Consider the following 25,579-nt stretch of genomic DNA (forward strand, 5'->3'; position numbering starts at 1 on the left):
GGTAAAAGCCATAACATGAAAGAGAAAACGAGATATTAAGAGAAAATAGAAGGTAATAAGTCATAAACTGTGTAAAAAAGGTTATAAAATTGATAAACGAGGAAATTTGATCATTTATGAAACTTTACACGATGATTGAACGGGCGTAATATAAATCTCATCAAAAAACTGAATAAAATTTCCAATTAACGTAACCGCTGAATTCCAATTGGAAGCGGGGGAACCAATTTTTTGTGGCGCTGCCACTTGGGGTGAATCCTTTTCAAGGTAAGGTGACTCTTTGCACCTGAATCCGACAGCTAACCTCGCAAGCGTTTAAAGAGAACCAAAAAACGTGCATAAAGCACGGTTTCTTAACTGTGCCCAAAAAAGCCGTAAGAGGTTTGTTCTCTTGCGGCTTTTTTTCGTGCAAAAAACATGAAAGGAGGTGAGCGGAGTGCTGGATATCGTGATGCTGGCCATTGTCGCATTTTTAGCGGGGATGATGTTTCTGTTGCTGAGATGGGCGGGGAAAACCGCTGATCAATCATAAATGTGAAAGGAGTGATTGCCATGGCGCTATTGGCAGCGGGAGCAGCCGCCATGTTTGTCTATTTGACTTATGCTTTATTGAATCCTGAGAAATTTTAATTGTACACAAATTGGGGGTATTGAAATGACGATGCTCATATCCATCTGTTTTATCCTGCTTGCCGCATTGCTGGCAGCCAAACCAATGGGGCTTTACATAGCGAAGGTATTTGACGGCGCCCCGTCCAAAATCGACCGGTTTTTCCTTCCGGCGGAACGCTTGCTGCTTGAGCTGGGCGGAGTAAAAGGAGAAAACCAATCGTGGAAGAAATACGCCGCCGCGCTGGTACTCACGAATACGGCGATGATTTTCATCGTTTATCTCGTTTTTCGTCTGCAGGGTGTACTGCCTTTAAATCCTGAAAAGGTCGCGGGAATGGAACCTACACTGGCTTTTAATACGGCAGTCAGTTTTATGACGAATACAAATTTGCAGCATTACAGCGGCGAAAGCGGTCTGTCCATGCTTTCGCAGATGATTGCGATCACCTTTTTAATGTTTGCCGCTCCCGCTACGGCGCTGGCAGCCGCGGTTGCGATGATTCGGGGGCTCGCCGGGAAACCGTTCGGCAACTTTTTTGTCGATTTGGTCCGTTCGATCACGCGGATTTTACTGCCGATCACAGTTGTGGTGTCGCTTGTTTTCGTCGCCCTAGGCGTACCGCAGACGCTTGACGGTTCCGTGACAGCCCATACGGTGAGCGGAGGTGAGCAGTCCATTGTTCGGGGGCCGGTGGCGTCCTTTTTATCCATCAAAGAGCTGGGGAACAACGGCGGGGGGTATTTTGGCGTCAACTCTTCTCATCCATTTGAAAATCCGAATGGATGGAGCAATGCGATACAAATTTTATTAATGCTCTTGATTACCATCTCACTGCCGTTTACGTATGGGAAAATGGTTGGGAATCTGAAGCAAGGCCGCATTCTTTTTGTATCCGCAGGTCTTTTGTTTTTGCTTTCAGCCGGGGCAGCTTTCATGGCGGAATCGCAAGGCAATCCCGTCATCAATCAGCTCGGAATCGAGCACACAGAAGGCAGCATGGAAGGTAAGGAAGTGCGTTTTGGAACATTGAATTCAGCTTTTTATGCGATGGTTACCACCGCGAGCGAGACAGGAGCTGTCAATACGATGCACGACACGCTCACGCCACTAACGGGTCTTTTGGCATTGCTTAATATGATGCTGAACACGGTGTTTGGCGGAATAGGCGCCGGATTGATGAACATGCTTCTATACGCGATGGTTGCGGTTTTTCTGTCGGGTTTAATGGTCGGAAGAACGCCTGAGTTTTTAGGCAAAAAAATTGAAGGAAATGAAATGAAGCTTTTAGCTGTTACTCTGCTGATTCATCCTTTGTTAATCTTAGGGGCGTCAGCGCTTGCCGTCATGACGCAAGCGGGTCAGGCTGCAATTTCAAATCCCGGATTTCACGGGATCAGCCAGATTTTATACGAATATACGTCTTCAGCCGCGAATAACGGTTCAGGATTTGAAGGGCTCGGAGACGCGTCGCCTTTTTGGAATATAACAACGGGAATTGTGATGTTTATCGGCCGTTATTTCTCAATTGTCACACTGCTCGCAGTTGCGGGGTCACTTTTGAAAAAGCAAACCGTTCCGGAAACAATCGGAACATTTCGCACCGATTCAAGCCTGTTCAGCGGGATTTTTATCGCTTCGATCCTGATCGTCGGGGCTTTAACATTCTTTCCGGTGCTTGTGTTGGGACCGGCCGCAGAATATTTAACATTACGATAAGGGGGCTTTACTCATGAACGATTTGCATCATTCCAGTCAACAGGCCACACCGGATGCCGTTCACACAACAAAGCAAACGATGAACGACACGATCATCAAAGATGCGGTCAAACATGCCTTTTTAAAATTAGATCCGCGAACTATGATCAAAAATCCGATTATGTTTGTCGTAGAAGTTGGATTTTTCATAACGGTTCTGCTTTCCGTGTTTCCCCGGTTTTTCGGCAGTACGGCGGCTCCCTGGTTCAATCCGGCGGTTTCTTTCATTTTGCTGATCACCGTGTTATTCGCGAATTTCGCCGAAGCGCTGGCTGAAGGAAGAGGAAAGGCGCAGGCCGATTCTTTAAAACAGACGAAAAAAGGGGTTTCGGCCAATAAAGTAATGGATGACCGCATTGAGAAGGTAGCGTCTGCCGAGCTTAGAAAGGGGGACATCGTCATCGTCTCCCAGGGAGAAATGATACCTGGCGACGGTGAAGTCATCGCGGGTCTCGCATCAGTAGACGAATCGGCCATCACGGGAGAGTCTGCTCCGGTCATAAAGGAAGCAGGCGGTGATTTCAGCTCTGTTACGGGAGGCACCCGGGTCGTCAGCGATTCGATTAAAGTCAAGATCACGAGTGATCCGGGTGAAACGTTCCTCGATCAGATGATCGCTTTAGTCGAAGGGGCTGAAAGGCAAAAAACGCCGAATGAAATCGCGTTGAATACGGTTTTAACGAGCTTAACGCTGATTTTTCTGATCGTTGTTGCGACACTCCCGTTTTTCACGTCCTATCTCGGTTTTCAAATTGATCCCGCCGTCTTGATTGCCCTGCTTGTCTGTCTTATACCGACGACGATCGGCGGGCTCCTGTCAGCCATCGGGATTGCGGGAATGGATCGCGTGACCCGCTTCAACGTTCTGGCGATGTCGGGGAAAGCTGTCGAGGCTGCGGGCGACATTAACACGATTGTTCTTGATAAAACAGGGACGATCACTTTTGGAAACCGGATGGCCGGGGAATTTGTTCCTGTCGGAGATGAATCGCTTCAAACCGTTGGTGAATATGCGGCGCTTGGCTCCATCCATGACGAAACACCGGAAGGACGCTCAGTCATCGAACTCGCTGATAAACTCTCGATTCATTATGACTCGTCCGTTGCTGAAGCAGGAGAACCGATTGAATTCAAGGCGGAAACGAGAATGAGCGGCGTGAACCTGCCCGACGGAAGGCACATTCGCAAAGGCGCTGTCGATGCCGTGAAAAAGTGGGTGATCAACAATGGCGGAACGATACCTTCGAATCTCGATCTGGAAAGCGAACGGATTTCGAAAGAAGGCGGAACACCGCTGGCTGTAGCGGCAGACGGAACAATCTTCGGTTTGATCTATTTAAAAGACACCGTTAAACCGGGCATGAAAGAGCGCTTTGCCGAGCTTCGCAAAATGGGGATCAAAACGGTGATGTGCACAGGCGACAATCCGTTAACGGCCGCTACGATCGCAAGGGAAGCGGGCGTTGATGACTTTATTGCCGAAAGCAAGCCCGAAGACAAGATTAATGTGATCAAGCGCGAACAATCTGAAGGAAAGCTTGTCGCCATGACGGGCGACGGAACCAATGACGCGCCCGCACTTGCGCAGGCTGATGTCGGGCTTGCCATGAACAGCGGCACAACAGCTGCCAAGGAAGCAGCGAATATGGTGGACCTTGATTCGAATCCGACAAAAATCATTGAAGTCGTCTCGATCGGAAAGCAGCTGCTTATGACGCGCGGCGCCTTGACTACGTTCAGCATCGCAAACGATATCGCCAAATATTTTGCCATCATCCCGGCGATGTTTATGCTGGCGATTCCCGAGATGAACGCGCTGAACATCATGAGGCTTGGTTCGCCGATTTCAGCAATCTTATCTGCGCTGATATTTAACGCGCTGATCATCCCGCTTCTTGTGCCTTTAGCCATGAAAGGAATTGCTTATAAACCGATGAGCTCAAATGCTTTGCTGGCCCGCAATTTATTGATCTATGGCCTCGGCGGCGTCATCGTCCCTTTCATCGGAATCAAGCTGATCGATATGCTGCTTCAGATTATGTTGTAAGGAGGAATCGTCATGAAAGAAATCGGAGTAATCTTCAGAATCAGCCTGCTGTTAATGCTGGTTTGCGGGCTTGGATATCCGCTCGCGCTGACAGGGATTTCACAGGCCGCCATGCCTGGAAAGTCAAATGGAAGTCTTGTGTATGACCGGCAGGGGAATGTGATCGGCTCTGAACTCATTGGCCAGCGGTTTAGAGACCCGCGGCTCTTTCAAGGAAGGGAATCCAGCATCAAGTATGATGCCGCAGGATCTGGATCCCCAAACGAAGCGCCGTCAAATCCCGATTTGCTGAAACGGATGAAAGCATCGATTGAAAAGTGGAAAGAGGAAAACCCTGATGTTCCTATCAGTAAACTGCCGGTCGATTTAGTCACGAACTCCGCTTCGGGATTAGACCCTGATATCAGTCCCGACGGGGCGATGGCGCAAATTCCGAGAATCAGCCGTCTGACAGGACTGCCGGAGAAAGAGCTTGTGCAGCTTGTTCATCAGCATACCAAAAGCGACTTCTTAAGTGAACCGCGCGTCAACGTGCTGCTTCTCAATATCGATTTAAAAGAAAAACTGAAGTAGAATGCTGCCCGGTGTCTGATCATACGACACCGGGAAAAACAAACTTGATGAGAAAACGGAGATGCTGCAATGCGGAAAAAAAACACCCGTGATTATCGAAGGAAGACGCCGGGAGAGCTGCTGGCCGAAATTGAACAGCCGAAAAGAGGGCATTGGACCATTTATATCGGTTCTGCGCCGGGAGTCGGAAAAACGTATCGGATGCTCCAGGAAGCGCACGATTTAAAGCGGGAAGGGATCGATGCCGTGATCGGCCTTGTCGAAACGCATCATCGAAAAGACACGGCCGCACTCGTCAAAGGTTTAGAAGTCATTCCAAAACGAAACATTTCATATAAAGGGATAACGATGGGAGAAATGGATGTCGATGCGATTATTAACCGGAAGCCAGACCTTGTGCTTGTCGATGAACTGGCTCACACCAATGTGCCAGGTTCGAAAAATGAAAAGCGGTACATGGACGTTGAAGATATTTTACAGGAAGGCATCAACGTGCTGTCCGCCGTCAATATCCAGCATATCGAAAGCGTCCATGATATCGTTCAGCACGTCACCGGGGTGAAAGTGAGAGAACGGATCCCGGACCGCGTGTTGGAATTGGCGAATGAAGTCATCTTGATTGACGTCACTCCGGAAACATTGCAAAAGCGGCTTCAGGAAGGAAAGGTATATGAAAAACATAAGATACAACAGGCTTTAACCCATTTTTTTACGAAAAATAATTTAGCTGCGTTGAGAGAGCTCGCCTTGCGAGAAGTTGCAGATGATGTGGATGATCGTCTGGAGCGGACGAACGGCAGCCTCCGGCCGAGGGGAACGAATGAAAAGATTTTGGTGTGCGTCCAGCACGGAAAAAATGCCGAAAAACTGATACGGCGCGGATGGAGAATCGCAAGCCGGCTGAAGGCCGATCTGCTCGTTTTAAACGTGTCGCGCACGTCAAAGGAGCAGCTGGCCCCGACAGAACGGGATAAAATCGGGCAATGGGAGACGCTCTGTGCACAATTCGGCGCCGAATTCATTTTTAAACACTCAAACAAAAGGCGCATTTCTGAAACGATCACTGATACAGCGAAACAGCACGGCATTACACAAATCGTGCTCGGCCAATCCGCCCGATCGCGATGGGAAGAAATCAGAAAAGGCTCGATTGTCAACAGCATTATGAGGCATACAGACGGAATCGACCTTCACATTGTCTCGGATGAGAAAGCTTGAGATCGGGATGCCGTTGTTAAAGGATGTTCAGCGGCGCCTGCGGCCTCCAGTATCAGCAGTTCTTTTTTCATCTCCAATCCTCCCCGGTATCCCGTGAGCTGTCCGTTTTTGCCGATAACCCGATGGCACGGCACTACCATTAACAGCGGATTTGCGCCGATCGCCGTACCTACGGCCCGGACAGCGTTCCGCTTTTGTATACGCCCGGCGATATCGGAATAGGAACGCGTGCTGCCGAAAGGAATTTCGGAGAGCGCCTGCCACACGGCCAGCTGAAAAGGCGTTCCGGCAAGGTCGACAGGAAAGCTGAAATGAGTCCGCTTGCCATTTAAATACGCCTGAATCTGCTCGGCGTATTCTGCCAATCCTTTGTCATCCCGAATGAAAACTGGCTGTGCGTACCTTTTTTCAGCCCAAGCGGCCAGCTCACCGAATCCTTGATTCCATGCCCCTGTAAAACAGAGCCCGCGGGCAGTCGCCGCAATGTGAATCTGCGAGCGGCGGCAAGTCAGCGTACGCCAGTATACGATTTGATCTTCCATATGTTTACCTCCGTTTCATTTGCCGGTATGACGTCGGTGATTGCCCTGTTTTCTTTTTAAACAAAGCGGCAAAATAATCCGCATTCCCGATGCCTACCATTGAGGCGATTTCTGCGATCGTTCGTTCAGAATGGGCAAGCAAAACGAATGCTTTCTCAATCCTTTTCTGCAGGATGTATTCTGCCGGCGAGACGCCTTTGATTCGTTTAAACGTCCGCTGCAGATGAAAAGGGCTGATATGGCACCTGTCAGCCAAAGCTTGCAGAGACAGCGGATCGCGATAAGATTCCTCGATGATTTGCACCGCCCGCTGTGCCAGCTCTTCATCCGGCAGCAGCATCCCGGCCGGATTGCAGCGTTTGCAGGGGCGGTACCCTTCTGATAAAGCATCTTTTGCATTGAAAAAGATTTGCACATTTTCGATTTGCGGAACTCTCGATTTGCAGGAAGGGCGGCAAAATATCCCGGTCGTTTTGACCGCGTAATAAAAAACTCCGTCATAGGCGGAATCGTTTTCCGTAATCGCCCGCCACCTTTCAGGCGTCAATCGTGATTTGCTGTTCATATCTTCACCCCGATCTATGTCAGTATAACCTAAATGACAGCCGGAGGTGGAGAGGCGGGGAATGGCACAGCAAGAAGACAAAGAAGAAGAGGGACGGTTGCCTGCGTCTCCGAAACGCGCTACAATTCATTTGCAATACAGGATGAGGTGAGAATATTGCCGAAATCAGAGAAGCAGGCCTCCTAAAATAAAAAAGCTATATTTTAGGAGGTAAAACATGAATTTTCAAACAATCGATCTCGACACTTGGTATAGAAAATCTTATTTTGACCATTACATGAAGGAAGCGAAATGTTCTTTCAGTATAACGACAAACGTCAATGTGACCAATTTGCTTGCCGTGCTCAAGAAAAAGAAGATCAAGCTGTACCCGGTTTTTATTTATATCGTATCAAGGGCCATTCATTCGCGTCCTGAGTTTAGAACAACTTTTAACGACAAAGGACAGCTGGGATATTGGGAACAAATGCACCCGTGCTATACGATTTTTCATCAGGACGACCAAACGTTTTCCGCCCTCTGGACAGAATACTCAAATGATTTCTCGCGGTTTTATCGTCAATATCTTCAGGATGCCGAGCGCTTTGGAGACAAAAAGGGCTTATGGGCTAAGCCGGACATCCCGCCCAATGCGTTTTCAGTTTCTTCTATTCCATGGGTGCGCTTTACAAACTTTAATTTAAACCTAGATAACAGCGAACACTTGCTGCCGATTATTACAAACGGGAAATACTTTTCAGAAGGCGGTGAAACATTTTTGCCGGTTTCCCTGCAAGTACACCATGCAGTGTGTGACGGCTATCATGCCGGCGCTTTTATGAACGAGTTGGAACGGCTTGCCGCCGATTGTGAGGAGTGGCTTATGTGACAGAGGAAAGGCCGATAGGATTCGGCCTTTTTTATATGCACTTCTTAGCGGGTCTCCTACCATCTCTCCCTGCTGTTTAAATTTACTCACGGGATTTGGAACGCCGGCTCTCAACAAACTTCCGGTAATGAAAATCATGAACCAAACGGATCGTCGGCCTGATTAACAGCTGAAAGCTGCCGATCACAAACATCCATATTCCCGCCGGCTTCAGTTCCTCGAAGAAAAAACAGAAGCTCCCGACAAGGAATAAAAGACCGATAAGAAAATCGTTTAATGTATGAAGAACTTTGTATCTTTTTTTGAAAAAGAGTTCGTATCGATCATTGTGGTTTTGCGGCATTGCTTGATCCCTCCAGTCCTTTTATTACCCTGCCGGAAGCAGGAGTGAAACGTCGGTATGCATAGGATTTATGAATAAGGAAAAACATATGGGGACATCGACCATCGAGGAGTGAAAAATATGCGGCTATTCATATGTGCATTGTGCCTGTTCGGCATGATTGTTCCGACATTTGAAACGAAAGCGCTGACGTTTGAAGAATTGCCGGTTAAACAGGCTTCAAAACAATGGGAAGTTCAAATCGGTAAAGCCGAAGCAAAAAACGGAATGGCGAAGCCGGAAAAAGGTAGCTTTCATACTTATGCTGTCGAAATCAAAAACATTGGACACGATGTAGCTTCGGCGGAAATTTATCTCTATCGGAATGAACCCAATTCTTCAACGAAATTTTCGCTTTGGAATATTCCTCACGACAATGCGGTCTCTTTAGCCAAAAGCTTAAATGACGGAAGCCCTGTCAAGCACCGGAATTTGCTATTGGCAGAGAATGCGACCGAATTGGAAGTGGACTTGATTTGGACGGAAAAAGGGAGCGAAGGCAGACTTTTAAAGGAATCGTTTATTTTCAAAGGGAGATGAATCATAAAGATAGAGGCCGTTGAACCGTCAACGGCCTTTTTTGTGAAAGTTAAGGCAGCCGGTCGTTCGGCCAACATGGTATCGAAGTGAACGTTGATCAGCAGAGCTTTCACAAAACATTTACATTTAGAGAAAAATACAGGATGTTTTCACCAATATTTTCTCAATAATGATACACTATTGACAAGCTGCTACTTTGGGTGGGGTGTTTCTGTGGATGCTGATGAAGCAAAAACACCAGACTGTGTCATGAGAGCACGAACAAATCGATATAAAAGTAGGAGAGTCAGGATTGTCAATCTGTAAAAGATCTTTTTTTTATCCCGTGATTCGGCTTTAAAGTTCTGAATCTTCAAGAAGTTTGCCGCCTTTTTGCTGATCAATCGAGAACAAAGGATGATACATATGAAAAGAATAGATAAAATCTACCATCAGCTGCTGGATAATTTTCGCGAAACGAATATCCATCAGCTTTTAAGGATACAAGGGAATTCGGCTCAAGAAATCGCCGGTCAGCTGCAAATGGAGCGTTCAAATGTCAGCTTTGAATTAAACAATCTCGTTCGTGCCAAAAAGGTGATCAAGATTAAAACGTTCCCTGTGCGCTATGTCCCGGTGGAAATCGTTGAAAACATCTTGAACATCAAATGGAACTCAGAGTTGATGGAGGTTGAAGAACTGAAGCGGCTGGCTGACGGCCAAAAAAAGCCGGCGCGCAACGTGTCCGCCGATCCCCTCGAGCTCATGATCGGGGCTAAAGGGAGCTTGAAAAAGGCAATCTCTCAGGCAAAAGCGGCTGTCTTTTATCCTCCGCACGGCTTGCACATGCTGCTGCTCGGTCCGACGGGTTCGGGGAAATCGCTGTTTGCGAACCGGATCTACCAGTTCGCCGTTTATTCGGACATATTGAAGCCCGATTCCCCGTTCATCACATTCAACTGTGCCGATTATTATAACAATCCTCAATTATTGCTCTCGCAATTGTTCGGACATAAAAAAGGGTCGTTTACAGGTGCCGGCGAAGACAAAGCAGGATTAGTCGAACAGGCGGACGGGGGCATTCTGTTTATGGATGAAATTCATCGTCTCCCGCCGGAGGGGCAGGAAATGCTGTTTTATTTCATTGACAGCGGCACATACAACAGGCTTGGTGAAACAGAGCATAAGCGAACGGCAAAAGTCCTGTTTATCTGCGCAACAACAGAAAACCCGAGTTCTGCATTGCTGAAGACATTTTTACGGAGAATTCCGATGACCGTACATATTCCGTCGCTCGATGAACGGTCCCTTGGAGAAAGAGTGGAGCTGACAACGTTTTTATTGGGGAAAGAAGCAGAGCGGATCAAGAAAAACTTAAATGTTCATATCGACGTCTATAATGCATTGATTCATTCTGCAAAATTCGGAAATGTCGGGCAGCTGAAATCAAATGTGCAGCTGGTCTGTGCGCACGGATTTTTAAATAACCTTGACAAAGACGAGGTTGTTGAACTGACCGTCCGGGATCTTCCCGATGAGATCAAACAGGACTGGATGTCCAGCAGCAAAAATATCGAACGGAGCAAAATGATTTCTGAATACGTCAACATTACAACGATCATCTCTCCGATTGTGGAAGATGATACAACGAAAATCGATGACTCATTTAACTTATACCATGTCATAGAAGAAAAAGCGAAAATCCTGAATAAAGAAGGCTTAACAAAAAAACAAATCAATCAATATATTTTAACGGATATTCATTTGCACGTCAGAAGCTTTTTTAATCAGAAAATGCTTCAAAACCACAGCTTGCTCAAATTCGTTGAAGACGACGTGATTCAGATGACGAAAGAATTAAAGGAAGTCGCTGAACATGAGTTAGACTGCAAATTCGACCGTAAATTCATCTATTTCCTGAGCATGCACATCGCCGCATTTTTAAAGCGCGGAAAACAGATTGATGTTTTAAACCCGCAGGAAACAGATGAAATCAGGGAAACCCATGTGAAAGAATATGAGGTCGCACTGATTTTCAAAGATAAAATTCAAGCGTATTTTAAAGTAACCGTTCCGGAAATCGAAGTCATCTACTTGACGATGCTGATTCAGTCGATTAAATCATGGAAAGAAAACAAAAGGACGGGCATTGTCGTGGCGGCCCATGGAAACAGCACGGCGAGCTCTATGGTTGAAGTAGCCACTGAACTGCTGGGGAGCACCCCGATTGCTGCGGTTGATATGCCTTTGACCGTTTCACCTGCGGAAATCGTAAGCAGTCTGGCGGAGAAAGTGAAGCAGGTTGATGAAGGAGAAGGCGTATTAATGCTTGTCGACATGGGATCGCTTGCGATGCTGGAAACAAGGCTCGAACAACAAACGGGCGTAAAAATAAAAACGATCAGCAATGTTACGACATCGATGGTGCTTGATGCTGTCCGCAAGGTGAATTATTTGAATTTGAATTTGCACGCCATCTATGATTCGGTTACAAAGGATTTCATCGATTTATGGGCCGATAAACCGCGGGTCTCAGGCAAAAAGAAGGCGATCGTCTCCATTTGCACGACAGGCGGCGGAACGGCGAAAAAGCTCGAAGAGATCTTAACAGCAATCGTGAGCAGGACATCAGATGAACAAATCAGCATTTTGTCGGTGTCATCGATCAAATTAGCAAGCCGCATGAAAGAAATTGAAAAAACGTATGAGATCCTTGCCACGGTGGGCACGAAGAATCCTAAAATCGATGCTCCGCACGTGCCTTTAGAAGTATTGATTGAAGGCGAAGGAGAAAAAGTGATTCAGCAAGTGATTGGAAACGGCAATGTCCCTGCGAGCGGCGGATTATCCGGTGAAAATGTGGTGGTGAAGGAGCTGTGCGAAGACAGCCTGAAAAAATATCTTGTCTTTTTGAATCCCTATCATATGATAGACATGCTGTTGGAGTGGCTTCAGACGGTTCAAGACGAACTGCGCATCACATTCAGCAACGCGGTGCTGATCAAAGTCATCATGCATACCGCTTTTGCTTTTGAAAGGGTGATCAAACAGAATCCGATCGCTTTTCCTGAGGAAGAAGAAATGAATGATCAGCTTCAAAACGTTCTTCACATCACAGAGAAAACATTAAAGCCTTACGAAGAAAAGCTTGGACTCGCGATCAGCGAAGATGAAAAAATATTTATCGCGACCATCTTTTCTGAAGAGTTATAGCTGTTTTCCATGAGCGATTTTTTCAGGTAAACCTGTATTAAGTGGAATCCCATTTTAATACAGGTTTATTTTTATGCTTGAATGTGTTTCAAACTTGAAAATCATTCGTCTTGAGATGCAGTGAAAGCGCTTAATACAACTTTGTTGGCACGATCCTTGCATTATAAATAAGCGAACGAAAAAAGAAAGGAGCAATGTACATGATTACAGTCATTATCAGCGGCCACGGAAACTTTCCCACAGCATTAAAAGAATCTTCAGGGATGATATTCGGAGAAGAAGACAGCCTGATCGCGGTGCCGTTTCTGAAAGGGGAAGGCATTCAGACACTGCAAGAAAAATATCATCAGACGCTGAAGGACATTCCGGAGGAACACGAGGTGCTTTTTTTAGTGGATATTTTCGGCGGGACGCCATACAACGCAGCGACTCCTTACATCGCGAAGGAGCGGAGATTCGATATGGCAGCCGGCGTGAACCTGCCGATTTTGTTAGAGGCATTGAGCTTGAGGGAGCATATGCCGCTCAAACAACTGCTGAACCAGTTGAAAAAGATGAGCCGGGAATGCTTCCAAATCTGCAGCGAGCAATTGGAAAAATTCAGTCAGTCTAATCAGGGAAGAGAGGATGAATTGTAATGAAAATCGTTTTAGCAAGAATTGATGACCGCTTTATTCACGGCCAAGTATTAACAAGATGGATTAAAATCCACGCTGCTGACCGCATTATCGTCGTCTCTGATGAGGTGGCGCAGGACGAAATGAGAAAAACGCTGATCCTTTCTGTCGCACCTTCAAATGTGAAAGCCAGCGCCGTTTCGATCTCCAAAATGGCCAAAGCGTTTCACAGTCCGCGGTACGAAGATACGACGGCAATGCTGTTATTCGAAAATCCGGGCGACATTGTTTCTTTAATCGAAGCAGGTGTTCCGATCGAAACAGTCAATGTCGGCGGGATGCGCTTCGAGAATAACCGCAGGCAAATCACGAAATCGGTAAGCGTGACTGAAAAGGACATCAAATCGTTTGAACAATTGCACGGATTGGGCGTGAAGCTGGAACTGAGGCAGCTGCCGTCAGATTCGAGCGAAGACTTTATGCAGATTTTAAGAAACGCAATAAAATCCTAGAAGGAGGGTTCTAAAGCCATGTCAACGATTCAAATTATTTTGCTGCTCGTCATTGCAGCTATAACAGGTATCGGTAGTGTATTGGACGAAGGGCAGACACACCGTCCGCTGATTGCCTGCACGTTGGTCGGCCTGGTTCTCGGGGATCTGAAAACAGGCATCATTCTCGGCGGAACGCTGGAGCTGATGGCGCTTGGCTGGATGAACGTCGGTCTTGCAATGGCCCCCGATACGGCTATCGCTTCCGTGATTTCGACCATTTTAGTGATTACCGCCGATCAGGGAGTCGGTGAAGGGATTGCCGTCGCGGTGGCTTTGGCTGCTGCGGGTCAGGCGCTGACGATTTTCGTCAGGACGATCACCGTATTTTTAATTCACCGTGCCGACAAATACGCAAAGGATGGCAATTTTAAAGGAATTGAAATCATGCATATTACCGCCATGGCGTTTCAGGCGCTGCGCGTTATGATTCCGACATTGATTGTGGCTCTGATCAGTGTCAGCGCTGTTCAGGCGTTTTTGGGAAATATTCCGGACGTCATCACAAAAGGTTTGCAAATAGGCGGGGGGATTATCGTTGTTGTCGGATATGCGATGGTCATCAACATGATGAACATTCCGTATTTGAAGCCGTTTTTCTATATCGGTTTTTTGCTGGCCGCGTTTACCGATTTCAATTTAGTCGGCTTCGGTGCCCTCGGGCTTTGTCTGGCATTTTTATATCAGCAAGTGATGCAAAAAAATCATGCGCAGGGGGCGGTGGCTGCCGCCAGTGACAGCAGCGTGGCTGCATATGATGATGACGATGATCTGGATGCTTAACTATTGAAGGAGGGACGAATAATGAGCACAGAAAAAAGGTTAACGAAGAAAGAGATTTTCAGTATGTTTATCCGCTCAAACTTTTTGCTCGGATCATTTAACTTTGAGCGTGTACAGGCGCTCGGCTACTGCTACGTCATGATTCCGGCGATCAAAAAATTGTACGGTCCGGGAGCGAAACGGAGCGAAGCGCTCCAGCGCCACTTGGAATGGTTTAATACGCATCCGTGGCTGACAGCGCCGATATTCGGCGTGACCGCTGCGATGGAAGAAGAAATGGCCAACAATAAAAAGATTGATGCCAAAGCGATTAATGGAATGAAAATCGGCTTAATGGGCCCGTTGGCAGGTGTGGGCGACCCGATTTTCTGGGGGACGCTGCGTCCCGTTCTGGCAGCCTTGGGAGCGTCGCTTGCTTTAAGCGGAAACATCGCCGGCCCGCTTTTGTTTTTCTTTTTAATCAACGCGATCAGGTTAAGTACAAAATACTACGGGTTAAAGTACGGCTATGTGAAAGGCATGGAAATTTTGCAGGACTTGGTCGGGAACCGCATTCAGAAACTGACGGAAGGCGCTTCAATACTCGGGCTGTTTGTGATGGGAGCGCTCGTTTCCAAGTGGACGACGATCAATATCCCGATCGTCGTGTCGAGAATTAAAGATGATGCAGGCAAAGTCGATGTACAGACCGTGCAAAACATTTTAGACAGCATCATGCCGGGGGTACTGCCTCTAGGATTGACATTGCTCGCTGCCTGGATGCTTCGCAAAGGGGTGAATCCTCTTCTCATGATTTTCGGTATTTTTATCATCGGGATTGTCGGCTATTGGGCTGGCTTTTTGGCATAAAATGATTTAGTTGTTCTTTTCTTAGCTTTTGGAGAGGCAGGTCCATTCGGCCGCAAAAAGGGGGAGGCTGTTTGGACTTCCTGCCTTAACCGTCACTAAAAACCGTGTGAAGAAGAGGGGAGAAAAGGGATGAAAAAGAGAATGATTCAGATGGGGATCATAGGGGCTATGATGTTTCCGGAAGCCTTTTCCGCAGCTGCGGCCGACCCGGACTACTATAACGAGGATCATCGGCCCAAGTATCATTTCACGCCGGAAGCAAACTGGATGAATGACCCGAACGGGATGGTGTATTACGCGGGGGAATATCATCTGTTTTATCAATATCATCCGTATGGCTTGCGCTGGGGGCCGATGCATTGGGGGCACGCAGTAAGCAAAGATTTGGTCAAGTGGGAGCATTTGCCGGTCGCGCTGTATCCGGATGAAAAAGGGACAATTTTTTCGGGAAGCGCTGTCGTCGATCGGCATAATACAACAGGGTTTCAAACAGGGACGGAGAAGCCGCTCGTTGCCATTTATACGCAGGACCGGGACGGGGAACAAGTACAAAGCATCGCCTACAGCAATGACAAAGGCAGGACATGGACGAAGTACTCAGGCAACCCCGTCATTCCAAATCCGGGAAAAAGAGATTTCCGAGATCCGAAAGTCGTTTGGCACAAACAGACGAAAAAGTGGGTGATGGTGCTTGCGGGCGGCGACCGAATTTTAATCTATACATCGCCTGACCTGAAGCACTGGACATATGCGAGCGAATTCGGCGAAGGAGAAGGCAGCCATGGAGGCGTGTGGGAATGTCCGGATCTGTTTGAGCTTCCTGTAGAGGGCAGACCGAATGAAACGAAATGGGTGATGCAAGTCAGTGTTGGAGACGGTGCTGTCTCAGGAGGATCAGGCATGCAATATTTCGTCGGAAGCTTTGACGGCACAACCTTTAAAAATGAAAACCCGCCGAATCGCGTATTATGGACAGATTACGGCAAAGACTTCTACGCAGCTGTCAGCTGGTCTGATATCCCGCGGTCTGACGGGCGAAGGCTTTGGTTAGGATGGATGAGCAATTGGCAATACGCAAACGATGTTCCCACTTCCCCGTGGAGAAGCGCAATGTCTATCCCGAGAGAACTAAAATTGAAAGCGTTTTCCGAAGGATTCAGAATTGTTCAGGCTCCGGTAACTGAGCTGAAGTCGATCAGGGGTGCATCGCAAATGTGGAAAAACAAGATCATTTCACCTCGAAACAGAAATTTTTTGAAAGCGCTGTCAGATAATGCGTACGAAATCAATGCGGAATTTCAAGTAAATACCGGAACTGCGGCCGAATTTGGCTTTAAAGTCCGAACAGGGGAAAACCAATATACGAAAATCGGCTACAGCAAAAACAGCGCTTCACTGTTCGTCGACCGAAGCCAATCCGGAAACGTCTCCTTTAATCCGAACTTTAACACCGGAAAGCATGCGGCCCCGCTGCAACCGGTCGGTGGGAAGGTGAAGATGCGCATTTATGTCGACCGCTCTTCAGTTGAAGTATTCGGCAACGACGGGAGGCAGGTGATCACCGACATTATTCTGCCGGACCGATCCAGTAAAGGGCTTGAAGTATACGCATCTAACGGGTTTGTCAAGCTGAATTCAATGACGGTTCATCCTCTGAAAAACGTATGGGGAACGTCACCCTTTCAATCGAATTTGACCGGCTGGACGACCGTAAACGGTGTATGGGCCGACACGATTGATGGAAAACAAGGGCGATCTGACGGGGATTCGTTCATTTTATCTTCAGCAAAAGGAACAGATTTCACATATGAAGCAGATGTCACGGTAAAGGATGGAAATGGCAGAGGGGCGGGTGCTCTCGTGTTTCGGGCCGACAAGGATGTTCAAAACGGATATCTTGCCAATGTGGATGCCAAGCATGATGTGGTGAAGTTTTTCAAATTTGAAAACGGCTCGGCCTCTGTTATTGCCGAACACCGCACACCGATAGAAACCGGCCGGAAATATCACCTGAAGGCGGTGGCCCGCGATTCCAACTTTCATATTTACTTGGACGGCCGATTGGTGATAAGTGCTCGGGATTCCACGTTTACCGAGGGAGCATTTGGCTTGAATGCATGGGATGCGACCGCAGTCTTCCAACATGTTTATGCTGATCGATAACGATGAAGCTGGAATGCCGGGCATTCCAGCCTTTCATTTAAAAGACGCTGCGGACCAATCCGCCGTCCGCCCGCAAGGCTGCACCATTGATCGGCGAGGAAAGCGGACTGCTTAAAAAGGTGACAAAGTGCGCGATTTCTTCCGGCCGAATCAGCCTTTGTATGATAGAGGTCGGCCGGTTTTCTTTCATAAACCGCCTTTCCGCTTCTTCGACCGTCAGGTTTTCATCTGGATAAAGAGTCTTCAGCATCGTTTCAACGCCTTCGGTTAAGGTTGAGCCCGGCATAACGGTATTGACAGTCACATTTGTACCCGTAGCAAGCTCTGCCAAGCTCCGGGAAATCGAAAGCTGCATCGTTTTTGTTGCGCTGTAATGCGCCATTTCCTGTGACGGCATAACCGCAGCTTCGCTCGCAATAAAAATGACCCGGCCTTCTTTTTTCTCGATCATGCTTTGCAAATATCTCCGCGAGAGCCTTACTCCGCTCATAATATTCACTTCGAAAAAGCGGAACCAATCCTCATCCGGAATCTCAAAATATTCCGCCGGCTCAAAAATTCCTAAATTATTAATGAGAATATCAACATGCGGGAACGCTGCTATTAGGTCTTGACACCCTTTCTCAGTGCCAAGATCATAAGGGGCCGGATGAAGAACAGCCTCGGGGAATTGGCCTTTCAATTCGTCTATTATTTGATTGACCTTGTCTTGCCGGCGTCCGTTAATGATGACAGACGCACCTTCTTTCGCAAGTGAAGCGGCAATCGCTTTGCCGATTCCGGACGTTGATCCGGTCACCAATGCTGTTTTTCCTCGTAAGTTCAGGTTCATCATGGATCCCTCCGTTTTCTTTTCAGTATAAACAGAACAATGTCATACAAAACATCATTCATGATTATGGAACAGAAGAACCCGAAACGGAAGTACGCACTTTAAAGTTATATAGGCACTTTTTTGTGCCCCCTCAGTTTAAAGAGGGGACCGTTTGTTTGACCAGGCAAAAAAAGCATCAAAAAACCGCCGTCTGTAAACGGCGGGCTTACTGTTTATGGGGAATTCAATCATAGCAAGTAACGGTGATGTATGTATCGTTCCCTTTAAACAGAACGAGTTCTGCTTTTTTGTTCGCGCCATCTGTAAAATCGCTGACATCGATCACCGGACTGTTGCTTTTCGGTCCGACGTAGATATTTTTTCTAACGATTTCGGGCGTGCTTCCCGCCCCGTCAACTTCATACAGCGTAAAAGTAAAGCCATAAAAGCTGTTGTTGTGAAAATAAAATTTCCCTCCGCCTGATTTAATGATCGGAGTCTGCGATGTCATGCCGTATGTGCCGATATTATCCCATACACCGGAACCTGCTGCAGACGCAGAAGAAAAAGGCAAAAGCAAACACGCCAAAGTGAGCAGTAAGGCACCGATTTTGCTGAATTTCATGATTGGTCCTCCTTTTTAGTCACTACACTGGGGATTGTATCATTCATCACAGATGAAAGAATGAGGCATTGTTCCCTGAAAAATTGGGTTTATCTTTTTCATATGATGCACTTTTTGCGAACGGCATCCATAAATTGTGCTTTTATTAAGAAAAAAGGCCGATCATGGTGCTGCGGCGCTGTAACAAATGAAGCTGATATCCCATGAAGGCCTCCGCGGTTTTTCGAGTTTTTTTCTTTTGAAATTGAAATAGACACTGCTAATGATTGACAACATTTTCAAACTGACTTAAACTTAGTTTGATGATTAAACTAAGTGTGTGCATAAGGAGTGGATGAAAGAGGGAGATCATTTTATGTTCTGATCAAAGCAACCTTAGAAATCTGATTCTTGCGAAAATTGAAAAATGGAGGTGATAAGATGACATAAACCTACAATCTAGTATTCGTGGTTGACGAGTGAAGCATCTGTCTCACTTCGGCTGAAAGGCCGCTTGCCAGGTTATATGTATGCGTTTTCATAAAAACTTATCATAAAGCCGTTTTGAAAGGCTGTGGAGGAGGTAAGAATTATGACGGGTGGACATGTAAACCAAGTTAGTATGTATGAGAAATCCGGTTATGCTTCTGGAGATTTAGCATGTAATTTAATTTACACCACGGTTTCTACATATCTGTTATTTTTCTATACGGATGTTTATGGTTTATCAGCCGCTGCCGCTGGAACAATGTTTCTGATTGTTCGAATCATTGATGCGCTTGCCGATCCTTTTATCGGAACATTAGTAGACCGAACAAACAGCAGATTCGGGAGGTTTAGGCCGTATCTGCTGTTCGGCGCGTTTCCGCTTGCTGTACTTGCCATCCTCTGTTTTACAACTCCAGATTTTTCAGATACCGGAAAATTAATCTACGCTTATATCACGTATGTCGGTTTATCACTCACATATACAGCGATAAATGTTCCATACGGCGCATTAACCTCCGCGATGACGAGAGATAATCAAGAGGTCGTCAGCATTACTTCGGTTCGGATGGTCTTTGCCAATCTTGGCGGACTCATCGTATCTTTTTTTGTTCCTTTACTTTCTACTTATTTAGGTGATACGACAGGAAACACGGCTCTTGGCTGGCAGCTGACGATGAGCATGCTGGGGATAATTGGCGCCTGTCTATTAATCTTTTGTTTTAAAAGTACAAAAGAACGGGTCACTCTGCCAATGTCCGAAGAAAAAATTAAATTTTCCGATCTATTCGAGCAATTCCGGGTGAATCGTCCGTTAGTCGTTTTAAGCATTTTCTTTATCATTATTTTTGGCGTCAACTCGATAAGCAATTCCGTCGGCATCTACTACATGACGTACAATGTAGGCAGAGCCGATCTTGTGAAATGGTACGGCTTGCTTGGAAGCCTTCCTGCATTGGCCATCCTGCCGTTTATACCCCGAATCAATAAGTGGCTGGGAAAGAGAAAGCTATTAAATGCCGCTTTATTATTAAATATCATTGGACTTTTAGCCATTCTCATTGTTCCGCCAAGCAATGTGTTTCTGGTGCTCTTCTTTCGGGTCATTGCCGCAGTTGGAAGCGTGACGGCCGGTGGATATATGTGGGCGCTTATCCCTGAAACAATCGAATATGGCGAATATAAGACAGGGAAACGCTTGAGTGGATTGATTTATGCGATTATCGGCTTCTTTTTCAAGTTTGGCATGGCACTCGGCGGAATCGTTCCAGGACTCATATTGGAGAAGTTCGGCTATGCCGCAGGCCAGGTCCAAACACCTGAAGCGTTGACAGGGATATTATTAACGACAACTGTAGTTCCGGTTATTTTCCTTATATTGGCTATAATCGACATTAATTTTTACAATTTAAGCGATGAAAAATATGCAAAAGTCGTACGTGAATTAGAGAATAGAGATAAAGTGACTTGGACTCTATGAAGAATTTCAGTGGAAATATACATTTTAAAGACAACCGTGAGGAGGAATGAAGATGAAAATTATCAATCCGGTGCTTAAAGGTTTCAACCCGGATCCATCCATATGTAGAGTAGGGGAAGATTATTATATCGCAGTATCCACCTTCGAATGGTTTCCAGGAGTGCAAATCCATCATTCAAAAGATTTGGTGAATTGGCGTTTAATTGCACATCCGTTGCAGAGGGTTTCACAATTGGATATGAAAGGGAATCCCGACTCAGGCGGTGTATGGGCGCCTTGTCTAAGTTATAGTGAAGGAAAGTTTTGGCTTATATATACAGATGTAAAAGTTGTGGACGGAGCCTGGAAAGACTGTCATAACTATTTAGTTACTTGCGAAACCGTCGATGGGGATTGGGGGGAGCCGATTCAACTAAATAGTTCCGGCTTCGATGCTTCATTGTTCCATGATGTCGACGGAAGAAAATATTTGTTAAATATGCTGTGGGATCACCGGATCGGCCGCCATTCATTCGGAGGCATTGTGATGCAGGAATTTTCCGTGCGCGAAAAAAGGCTTATCCATCAACCGAAAATCATTTTTGAAGGCACAGATATTAAACTGACTGAAGCGCCGCACCTTTATCATATCGGGGATTATTACTATTTGTTGACAGCGGAAGGCGGGACCCGTTACGAGCATGCCGCCACAATTGCCCGTTCAAAACATATCGAAGGACCATATGAGATTCACCCCGACAATCCAATTTTAACGTCTTGGCACGAACCTCGGAATCCGTTGCAGAAATGCGGACATGCATCAATTGTGGAAACGCATACAGGTGAGTGGTATTTAGCTCACTTAACCGGGCGTCCTATTCATCCTGCTGATGACTCGGTTATTCACCAAAGAGGATATTGTCCTTTGGGAAGAGAAACCGCGATTCAAAAATTAGAGTGGAAAGACGGCTGGCCTTATGTGGCAGGCGGAAAAGAGGGGAGGGTGGAGGTGGAAGCGCCCCGCATATCTGAAACCAAGTTTCCATCGACCTATCAGGAAGTCGATCAATTTGCTGATCGGACATTAAATATGAACTTTCAGACATTGCGGATTCCCTTTACGAAAGAATTAGGATCATTGACTGAAAGGCCGAATCATTTACGTTTATATGGACGTGAATCACTAACCTCTACATTTACCCAGGCGTTTGTAGCCAGGCGTTGGCAAAGCCTCCGTTTTACAGCGGAGACTGCTGTTGATTTCAACCCGGAGACCTTTCAGCAAGCCGCGGGACTCGTGAATTACTACAACACCGAAAACTGGACGGCTCTTCAAGTGACTTATGATGAAGACCTTGGGCGCATTTTGGATGTAACGATATGCGATAATTTTACATTCTCACAGCCGATAAAAGACAAAATTGTCATCCCGCGGGACATACAATATGTTTATTTAAGAGTAAATGTCGAATGGGAAACATATTATTACTCCTATTCTTTTAATAAAAAAGACTGGTATAAAATTGAGATCCCGTTGGAATCTAAAAAACTGTCAGATGATTATGTGCGCGGAGGAGGATTCTTCACCGGAGCTTTTGTGGGAATGCAATGCCAAGATACAAGCGGAGCACATCAACATGCCGATTTTGATTACTTTATGTACAAAGAGCTATGAGTCAACAAAATACCGCTCCCGACAATCGGGAGCGGTTCAAATTTGTTTTCTTCCCTTCCCATTTTAATGCCTCTTTCCTTCCTCGGTTAATTTAAAAGTTGTCATCCTCGCTCGCTTTGGGGTAAGTGAAACGCAAAAGGAGCAGATGCATTATGAACCTTTCAAATTAAACTTCATTACTAAACAATGATTACAGAAGGTGTTCATTAATGAACATCCATCGCTTGATTGCCGATTGAATTTGAAAGTTGCCCCAACTTATAATAAACACATGTTCATTAGTTGATGAGTGTTCAGAATGGCAAAGGAGGTTTTGCGATGAAGCAATCCGTTTGACTTTTCCAGCGAGCCATCCTCAAGCTCCATGTCGCTTTCTAACCAAAACCTTTGATCAAACGCAGGAAAACGAACTGCTGCGCATGCGTGAACAGGGCTGAAAGCTTTAGATTTACGGAGACGGGCTTGAAGAAAAGTTATGGCGAAAACCAGCTCCTCCAAAGGCAAAGCATAAAGGGGAGAGGCCGTTCGGCCGAACCCTGTCGATCGAATTTAGCAGAATGACGCTTTTGGTATCATGAAATCAGTCAATGTGTGGTTTAATATGTAAAGGTAGGTTTATAATAACAATTTTTCGGAGATGGAGGTTGTAAAAATGTCTTCAAAACATCAAAAAGTCTCTACCATATTATCTGAAAAAGAACTATCTTCTGCTGCATTTAAACATAATGCGTACGATTTTTACAAAAACACACGCGGCTCTCGTTCTGTTTATCCCGTATCCATGGGAGATCTGGGTGAGGGCTGGCTCATTACGAGGTACGATGACGCGGTTCGTATATTAAAGGATGCAAGAATGAAGAAAAACTACGAAAATGTGTTTACAGAAGAAGAATTAGAAAACTTCTCCGCTCTGGGAAATGAAGAACCTTTATCAAAGCATATGCTCAACTTAGATCCTCCTGACCACGGCCGTTTGCGGTCCCTTGTTCAGAAAGCATTTACTCCCCGGATGATATTGCAGCTCGAAGGAAGAATCCAACAAATCGCTGATTCCTTATTGGATGAAGCAGAACCGAACCATTCTATGAATCTTGTAGACGACTACGCTTTTCCCCTGCCGATTATCGTGATCAGTGAGATGCTTGGTATTCCAGTTGAAGATCGGCAAAAATTCAGGGTTTGGTCCCAGGCGATTATTGATTTTTCCGACACTCCTGAAAGCCTGGAGGAATACAAGCATAAAATAGGCGAATTCGCTGAATACCTGGAATATTTGGTCCGCAAAAAAGGGAGGAGCCGGCTGAAGATTTAGTCAGTTCGCTCATTCAGGCAGAAAGCGAAGGAACGAGATTAAGCATAGAAGAGCTGTATTCGACGATTATGCTCCTTATCGTTGCAGGACATGAAACGACGGTAAACTTAATAACCAATATGACCTTTGCCTTGCTGAACCACCCTGATCAGCTGGAAAAGCTTCGTCAAAATCCTGATTTAATCGACTCAGCCATTGAAGAGGCGCTCAGATTTTACAGTCCAGTGGAATTAACCACCCTGCGCTGGGCGGCCGAACCATTTACATTGCACGGGCAGGAGATTAAGCGAAAAGATGTGATCATCGTTTCATTAGCGTCAGCCAACCGCGATGACACGGTCTTCCCGAATGCCGACCGCTTTGATATTGAAAGAAAGGATAACCGCCACCTTGCCTTTGGCCATGGCAGCCATTTTTGCCTCGGCGCACCGCTTGCCCGGCTGGAAGCCAAAATCGCAATTCAAACATTGCTGCGCCGCTTTGAACATATAGAGATCAAAGGTGAAAGGGAGCAGATCAAATGGAAAGGCAATTTTCTGATGAGAGCTTTAGAAGAACTGCCACTATGTTTTTAAATGGTTGGATTTACAGTCAGCCGTGATATGTTTGCTGTCATTTCGGCTCGAAGAAAAAGCAGACGACCATCTATCACAGGACTCATAAAAATCGTACTCCCCGATATGACGGGGAGTACTTTTCTTGCCGGCTTAATTGTCTAATACTTTTTCAGGCCGCTTTTGCGAATGCAGCCTCTCATATTTTCCTCGCAGGTTTACAGCCCTCGACAGTAAAAACCTTTAATTCTCTCATTGATTTTAAAATTTGTAAGTTTCTTGTTTCTGTTTATAATTAGAAACATATGCTAATGTTCCGCCGCCTTAAAACTGATTAACAGATGAGCATTCCCGGAATGTTCCGTGAGACGTTTTAAAATATACTGGCTAAAGAAGAAAGGTGTTTTTAAACTTGAGAGGATTCATCAAATGGACAGGGGTGGCGATTCTGTGTATTGGCTTGATCGCCTGTACTTCCAACAAGAATGCTGAAAATGTTCATTACGCAAAAGACGACAGACAAACATTGGATATTTATACACCGCAAACAAACGAGGATGAAAAACATCCTGTTCTCATCTATCTTCACGGTGGAGGATGGACAAGCGGCGACAAAAGCAGGGCTGCTTCGAAGCCGGCATTGTTCACGGAAAACGGCTATGTTTTCGTATCTGTCAACTATCGGCTTCATCCCGATGTTCAGTATGAAGAGATGGCTGATGATGCGGCTAAGGCCGTTAAATGGGTGATGGATCATGCTGATGAATATCAAATCGATCCGTCAAAAATCAATGTTATGGGACATTCGGCAGGAGGGCACTTGGCCGCCTTAATTGCCGCAAATCCGGCATATTTAAATCGTGTCGGCCTCACGCCGGCCTCGCTCAATTCGATTGTGGTTTTAGATGGACCCTTGGATATGAAACGATTCATCGAAGCGATCCCGTCTTATCAAAAAGTGTTCGGTTCCGACGAAAAGGTATGGACAGAAGCTTCGCCGCTCTCCTACATCAACAACTCAAAATTACCGCCTGCCTATCTTGTGACCCGCTGGGAAGACCCCGCCGTCTACAAATTCGCGGAAACCGTAAACAAAGCGAAAGCAACGGATTTTGTGTATCGGGTCAACAGCTTATCTCACAGTGATTTAAATAAGATGTTCGGCTCACCGGATGCGCCGGCAGAAGCACAGAATCTGACAAAAGCGGTTATGGCGTTTTTAGAGAAGGAAAATAAATAGACTAAACAGGCCGATTTAGCCTCCTATGCACTGGATGAAAATGTATAAACAGCTGTTAAACTAGCAGAGAAAGGCCTGAATTTTAAATCCGGCCTTTCTCACCCCTTGTTACCCTCCTCACTCATAATGCATCAATCTGCAAAATCCCAAAATTTAAACAAAACATTAATAAAATCA

At 46.1% G+C, this 25,579-nt stretch carries 21 protein-coding genes, 1 pseudogene and 1 riboswitch; of the genes and pseudogenes, 17 read left to right on the top strand and 5 right to left on the bottom strand.

Translation table 11 applies throughout. From position 1 onward, the window contains the following. The first annotated feature begins 185 nt into the window (after positions 1-185). Positions 186-328, top strand: a riboswitch (cyclic di-AMP (ydaO/yuaA leader). 254 nt (positions 329-582) lie between these two features. The 5 genes from kdpF to kdpDN all read left to right on the top strand — a co-directional run bounded on the left by kdpF (position 583) and on the right by kdpDN (position 6,206). After that, positions 583-630, top strand: coding sequence for a K(+)-transporting ATPase subunit F (kdpF, locus tag M1E06_RS07275; protein WP_409333860.1), 48 nt, complete (start codon positions 583-585; stop codon positions 628-630). 31 nt (positions 631-661) lie between these two features. Beyond that, positions 662-2,329 carry a potassium-transporting ATPase subunit KdpA gene (gene kdpA / locus M1E06_RS07280; RefSeq protein WP_391509924.1) on the top strand — a complete coding sequence of 556 codons (1,668 nt, stop codon included), beginning with the start codon at positions 662-664 and terminating at the stop codon, positions 2,327-2,329. A 79-nt stretch (positions 2,330-2,408) separates the two neighbouring features. Further along, positions 2,409-4,415: a potassium-transporting ATPase subunit KdpB gene (gene kdpB / locus M1E06_RS07285; protein ID WP_023855353.1), complete on the top strand. Its 2,007-nt coding sequence runs from the start codon at positions 2,409-2,411 to the stop codon at positions 4,413-4,415. A 12-nt stretch (positions 4,416-4,427) separates the two neighbouring features. After that, positions 4,428-4,988, top strand: a complete 561-nt coding sequence (gene kdpC, locus M1E06_RS07290) for a potassium-transporting ATPase subunit KdpC (RefSeq protein WP_020452363.1) — start codon at positions 4,428-4,430, stop codon at positions 4,986-4,988. Between the two features lie 69 nt (positions 4,989-5,057). After that, positions 5,058-6,206: a KdpD-like non-kinase potassium sensor gene (gene kdpDN / locus M1E06_RS07295; protein ID WP_216904356.1), complete on the top strand. Its 1,149-nt coding sequence runs from the start codon at positions 5,058-5,060 to the stop codon at positions 6,204-6,206. Here the strand turns inward: kdpDN and M1E06_RS07300 are convergent. Continuing rightward, positions 6,179-6,748, bottom strand: coding sequence for a methylated-DNA--[protein]-cysteine S-methyltransferase (locus M1E06_RS07300; RefSeq protein WP_039072884.1), 570 nt, complete (start codon positions 6,746-6,748; stop codon positions 6,179-6,181). The two genes, kdpDN and M1E06_RS07300, sit on opposite strands and share 28 nt — an antisense overlap. A gap of 4 nt (positions 6,749-6,752) precedes the next feature. Beyond that, positions 6,753-7,313: a bifunctional transcriptional activator/DNA repair enzyme AdaA gene (locus tag M1E06_RS07305; RefSeq protein ID WP_020452360.1), complete on the bottom strand. Its 561-nt coding sequence runs from the start codon at positions 7,311-7,313 to the stop codon at positions 6,753-6,755. A 217-nt stretch (positions 7,314-7,530) separates the two neighbouring features. On the opposite strand from M1E06_RS07305, the gene catA reads away from it, so the two are divergent. Further along, the gene (gene catA, locus M1E06_RS07310; RefSeq protein ID WP_020452359.1) at positions 7,531-8,181 is read left to right on the top strand and encodes a type A chloramphenicol O-acetyltransferase; all 651 of its coding nucleotides are present in this window, start codon (positions 7,531-7,533) and stop codon (positions 8,179-8,181) included. An 82-nt stretch (positions 8,182-8,263) separates the two neighbouring features. On the opposite strand, the gene M1E06_RS07315 is transcribed toward catA, so the two are convergent. Then, the gene (locus tag M1E06_RS07315) at positions 8,264-8,524 is read right to left on the bottom strand and encodes a YrhK family protein (protein ID WP_023855347.1); all 261 of its coding nucleotides are present in this window, start codon (positions 8,522-8,524) and stop codon (positions 8,264-8,266) included. Positions 8,525-8,644: 120 nt separating this feature from the next. On the opposite strand from M1E06_RS07315, the gene M1E06_RS07320 reads away from it, so the two are divergent. From M1E06_RS07320 to M1E06_RS07350, 7 genes are all read left to right on the top strand, one after another. Continuing rightward, a complete protein-coding gene (locus M1E06_RS07320) occupies positions 8,645-9,103 on the top strand; it encodes a hypothetical protein (RefSeq protein WP_043054414.1) in 459 nt (152 codons plus the stop codon). Positions 9,104-9,508: 405 nt separating this feature from the next. After that, the gene (locus M1E06_RS07325) at positions 9,509-12,295 is read left to right on the top strand and encodes a sigma 54-interacting transcriptional regulator (protein WP_216904353.1); all 2,787 of its coding nucleotides are present in this window, start codon (positions 9,509-9,511) and stop codon (positions 12,293-12,295) included. 200 nt (positions 12,296-12,495) lie between these two features. Next, positions 12,496-12,933 (top strand): mannose/fructose/sorbose PTS transporter subunit IIA, encoded by a 438-nt coding sequence (locus M1E06_RS07330; RefSeq protein ID WP_020452356.1) that lies wholly within the window; start codon positions 12,496-12,498, stop codon positions 12,931-12,933. Then, the gene (locus M1E06_RS07335) at positions 12,933-13,424 is read left to right on the top strand and encodes a mannose/fructose/sorbose PTS transporter subunit IIB (protein ID WP_023855343.1); all 492 of its coding nucleotides are present in this window, start codon (positions 12,933-12,935) and stop codon (positions 13,422-13,424) included. Before M1E06_RS07330 ends, M1E06_RS07335 begins: the two co-directional genes overlap by 1 nt. Before the next feature lie 18 nt (positions 13,425-13,442). Continuing rightward, positions 13,443-14,246, top strand: coding sequence for a PTS mannose/fructose/sorbose transporter subunit IIC (locus M1E06_RS07340; RefSeq protein ID WP_020452354.1), 804 nt, complete (start codon positions 13,443-13,445; stop codon positions 14,244-14,246). A 21-nt stretch (positions 14,247-14,267) separates the two neighbouring features. Then, positions 14,268-15,095 (top strand): PTS system mannose/fructose/sorbose family transporter subunit IID, encoded by an 828-nt coding sequence (locus M1E06_RS07345; protein ID WP_020452353.1) that lies wholly within the window; start codon positions 14,268-14,270, stop codon positions 15,093-15,095. Between the two features lie 129 nt (positions 15,096-15,224). Further along, positions 15,225-17,258, top strand: a complete 2,034-nt coding sequence (locus M1E06_RS07350) for a GH32 C-terminal domain-containing protein (RefSeq protein ID WP_023855342.1) — start codon at positions 15,225-15,227, stop codon at positions 17,256-17,258. 37 nt (positions 17,259-17,295) lie between these two features. On the opposite strand, the gene M1E06_RS07355 is transcribed toward M1E06_RS07350, so the two are convergent. Continuing rightward, positions 17,296-18,090, bottom strand: coding sequence for an SDR family NAD(P)-dependent oxidoreductase (locus M1E06_RS07355; RefSeq protein WP_025811081.1), 795 nt, complete (start codon positions 18,088-18,090; stop codon positions 17,296-17,298). 226 nt (positions 18,091-18,316) lie between these two features. Beyond that, the gene (locus tag M1E06_RS07360; RefSeq protein WP_020452350.1) at positions 18,317-18,697 is read right to left on the bottom strand and encodes a hypothetical protein; all 381 of its coding nucleotides are present in this window, start codon (positions 18,695-18,697) and stop codon (positions 18,317-18,319) included. Positions 18,698-19,268: 571 nt separating this feature from the next. Here M1E06_RS07360 and M1E06_RS07365 point away from each other — a divergent pair. The 4 genes and pseudogenes from M1E06_RS07365 (at position 19,269) to M1E06_RS07380 (ending at position 25,402) form a co-directional block, all read left to right on the top strand. Beyond that, the gene (locus M1E06_RS07365) at positions 19,269-20,642 is read left to right on the top strand and encodes an MFS transporter (RefSeq protein ID WP_101561131.1); all 1,374 of its coding nucleotides are present in this window, start codon (positions 19,269-19,271) and stop codon (positions 20,640-20,642) included. Positions 20,643-20,694: 52 nt separating this feature from the next. Then, a complete protein-coding gene (xynB, locus tag M1E06_RS07370) occupies positions 20,695-22,296 on the top strand; it encodes a xylan 1,4-beta-xylosidase (protein ID WP_020452348.1) in 1,602 nt (533 codons plus the stop codon). Positions 22,297-22,948: 652 nt separating this feature from the next. After that, positions 22,949-24,183 (top strand): annotated as a pseudogene (locus tag M1E06_RS07375) (cytochrome P450 family protein). Positions 24,184-24,574: 391 nt separating this feature from the next. Further along, positions 24,575-25,402, top strand: coding sequence for an alpha/beta hydrolase (locus tag M1E06_RS07380; protein WP_216904351.1), 828 nt, complete (start codon positions 24,575-24,577; stop codon positions 25,400-25,402). Positions 25,403-25,579: the final 177 nt, after the last annotated feature.

The sequence above is a fragment of the Bacillus sp. AK124 genome (assembly GCF_053903085.1).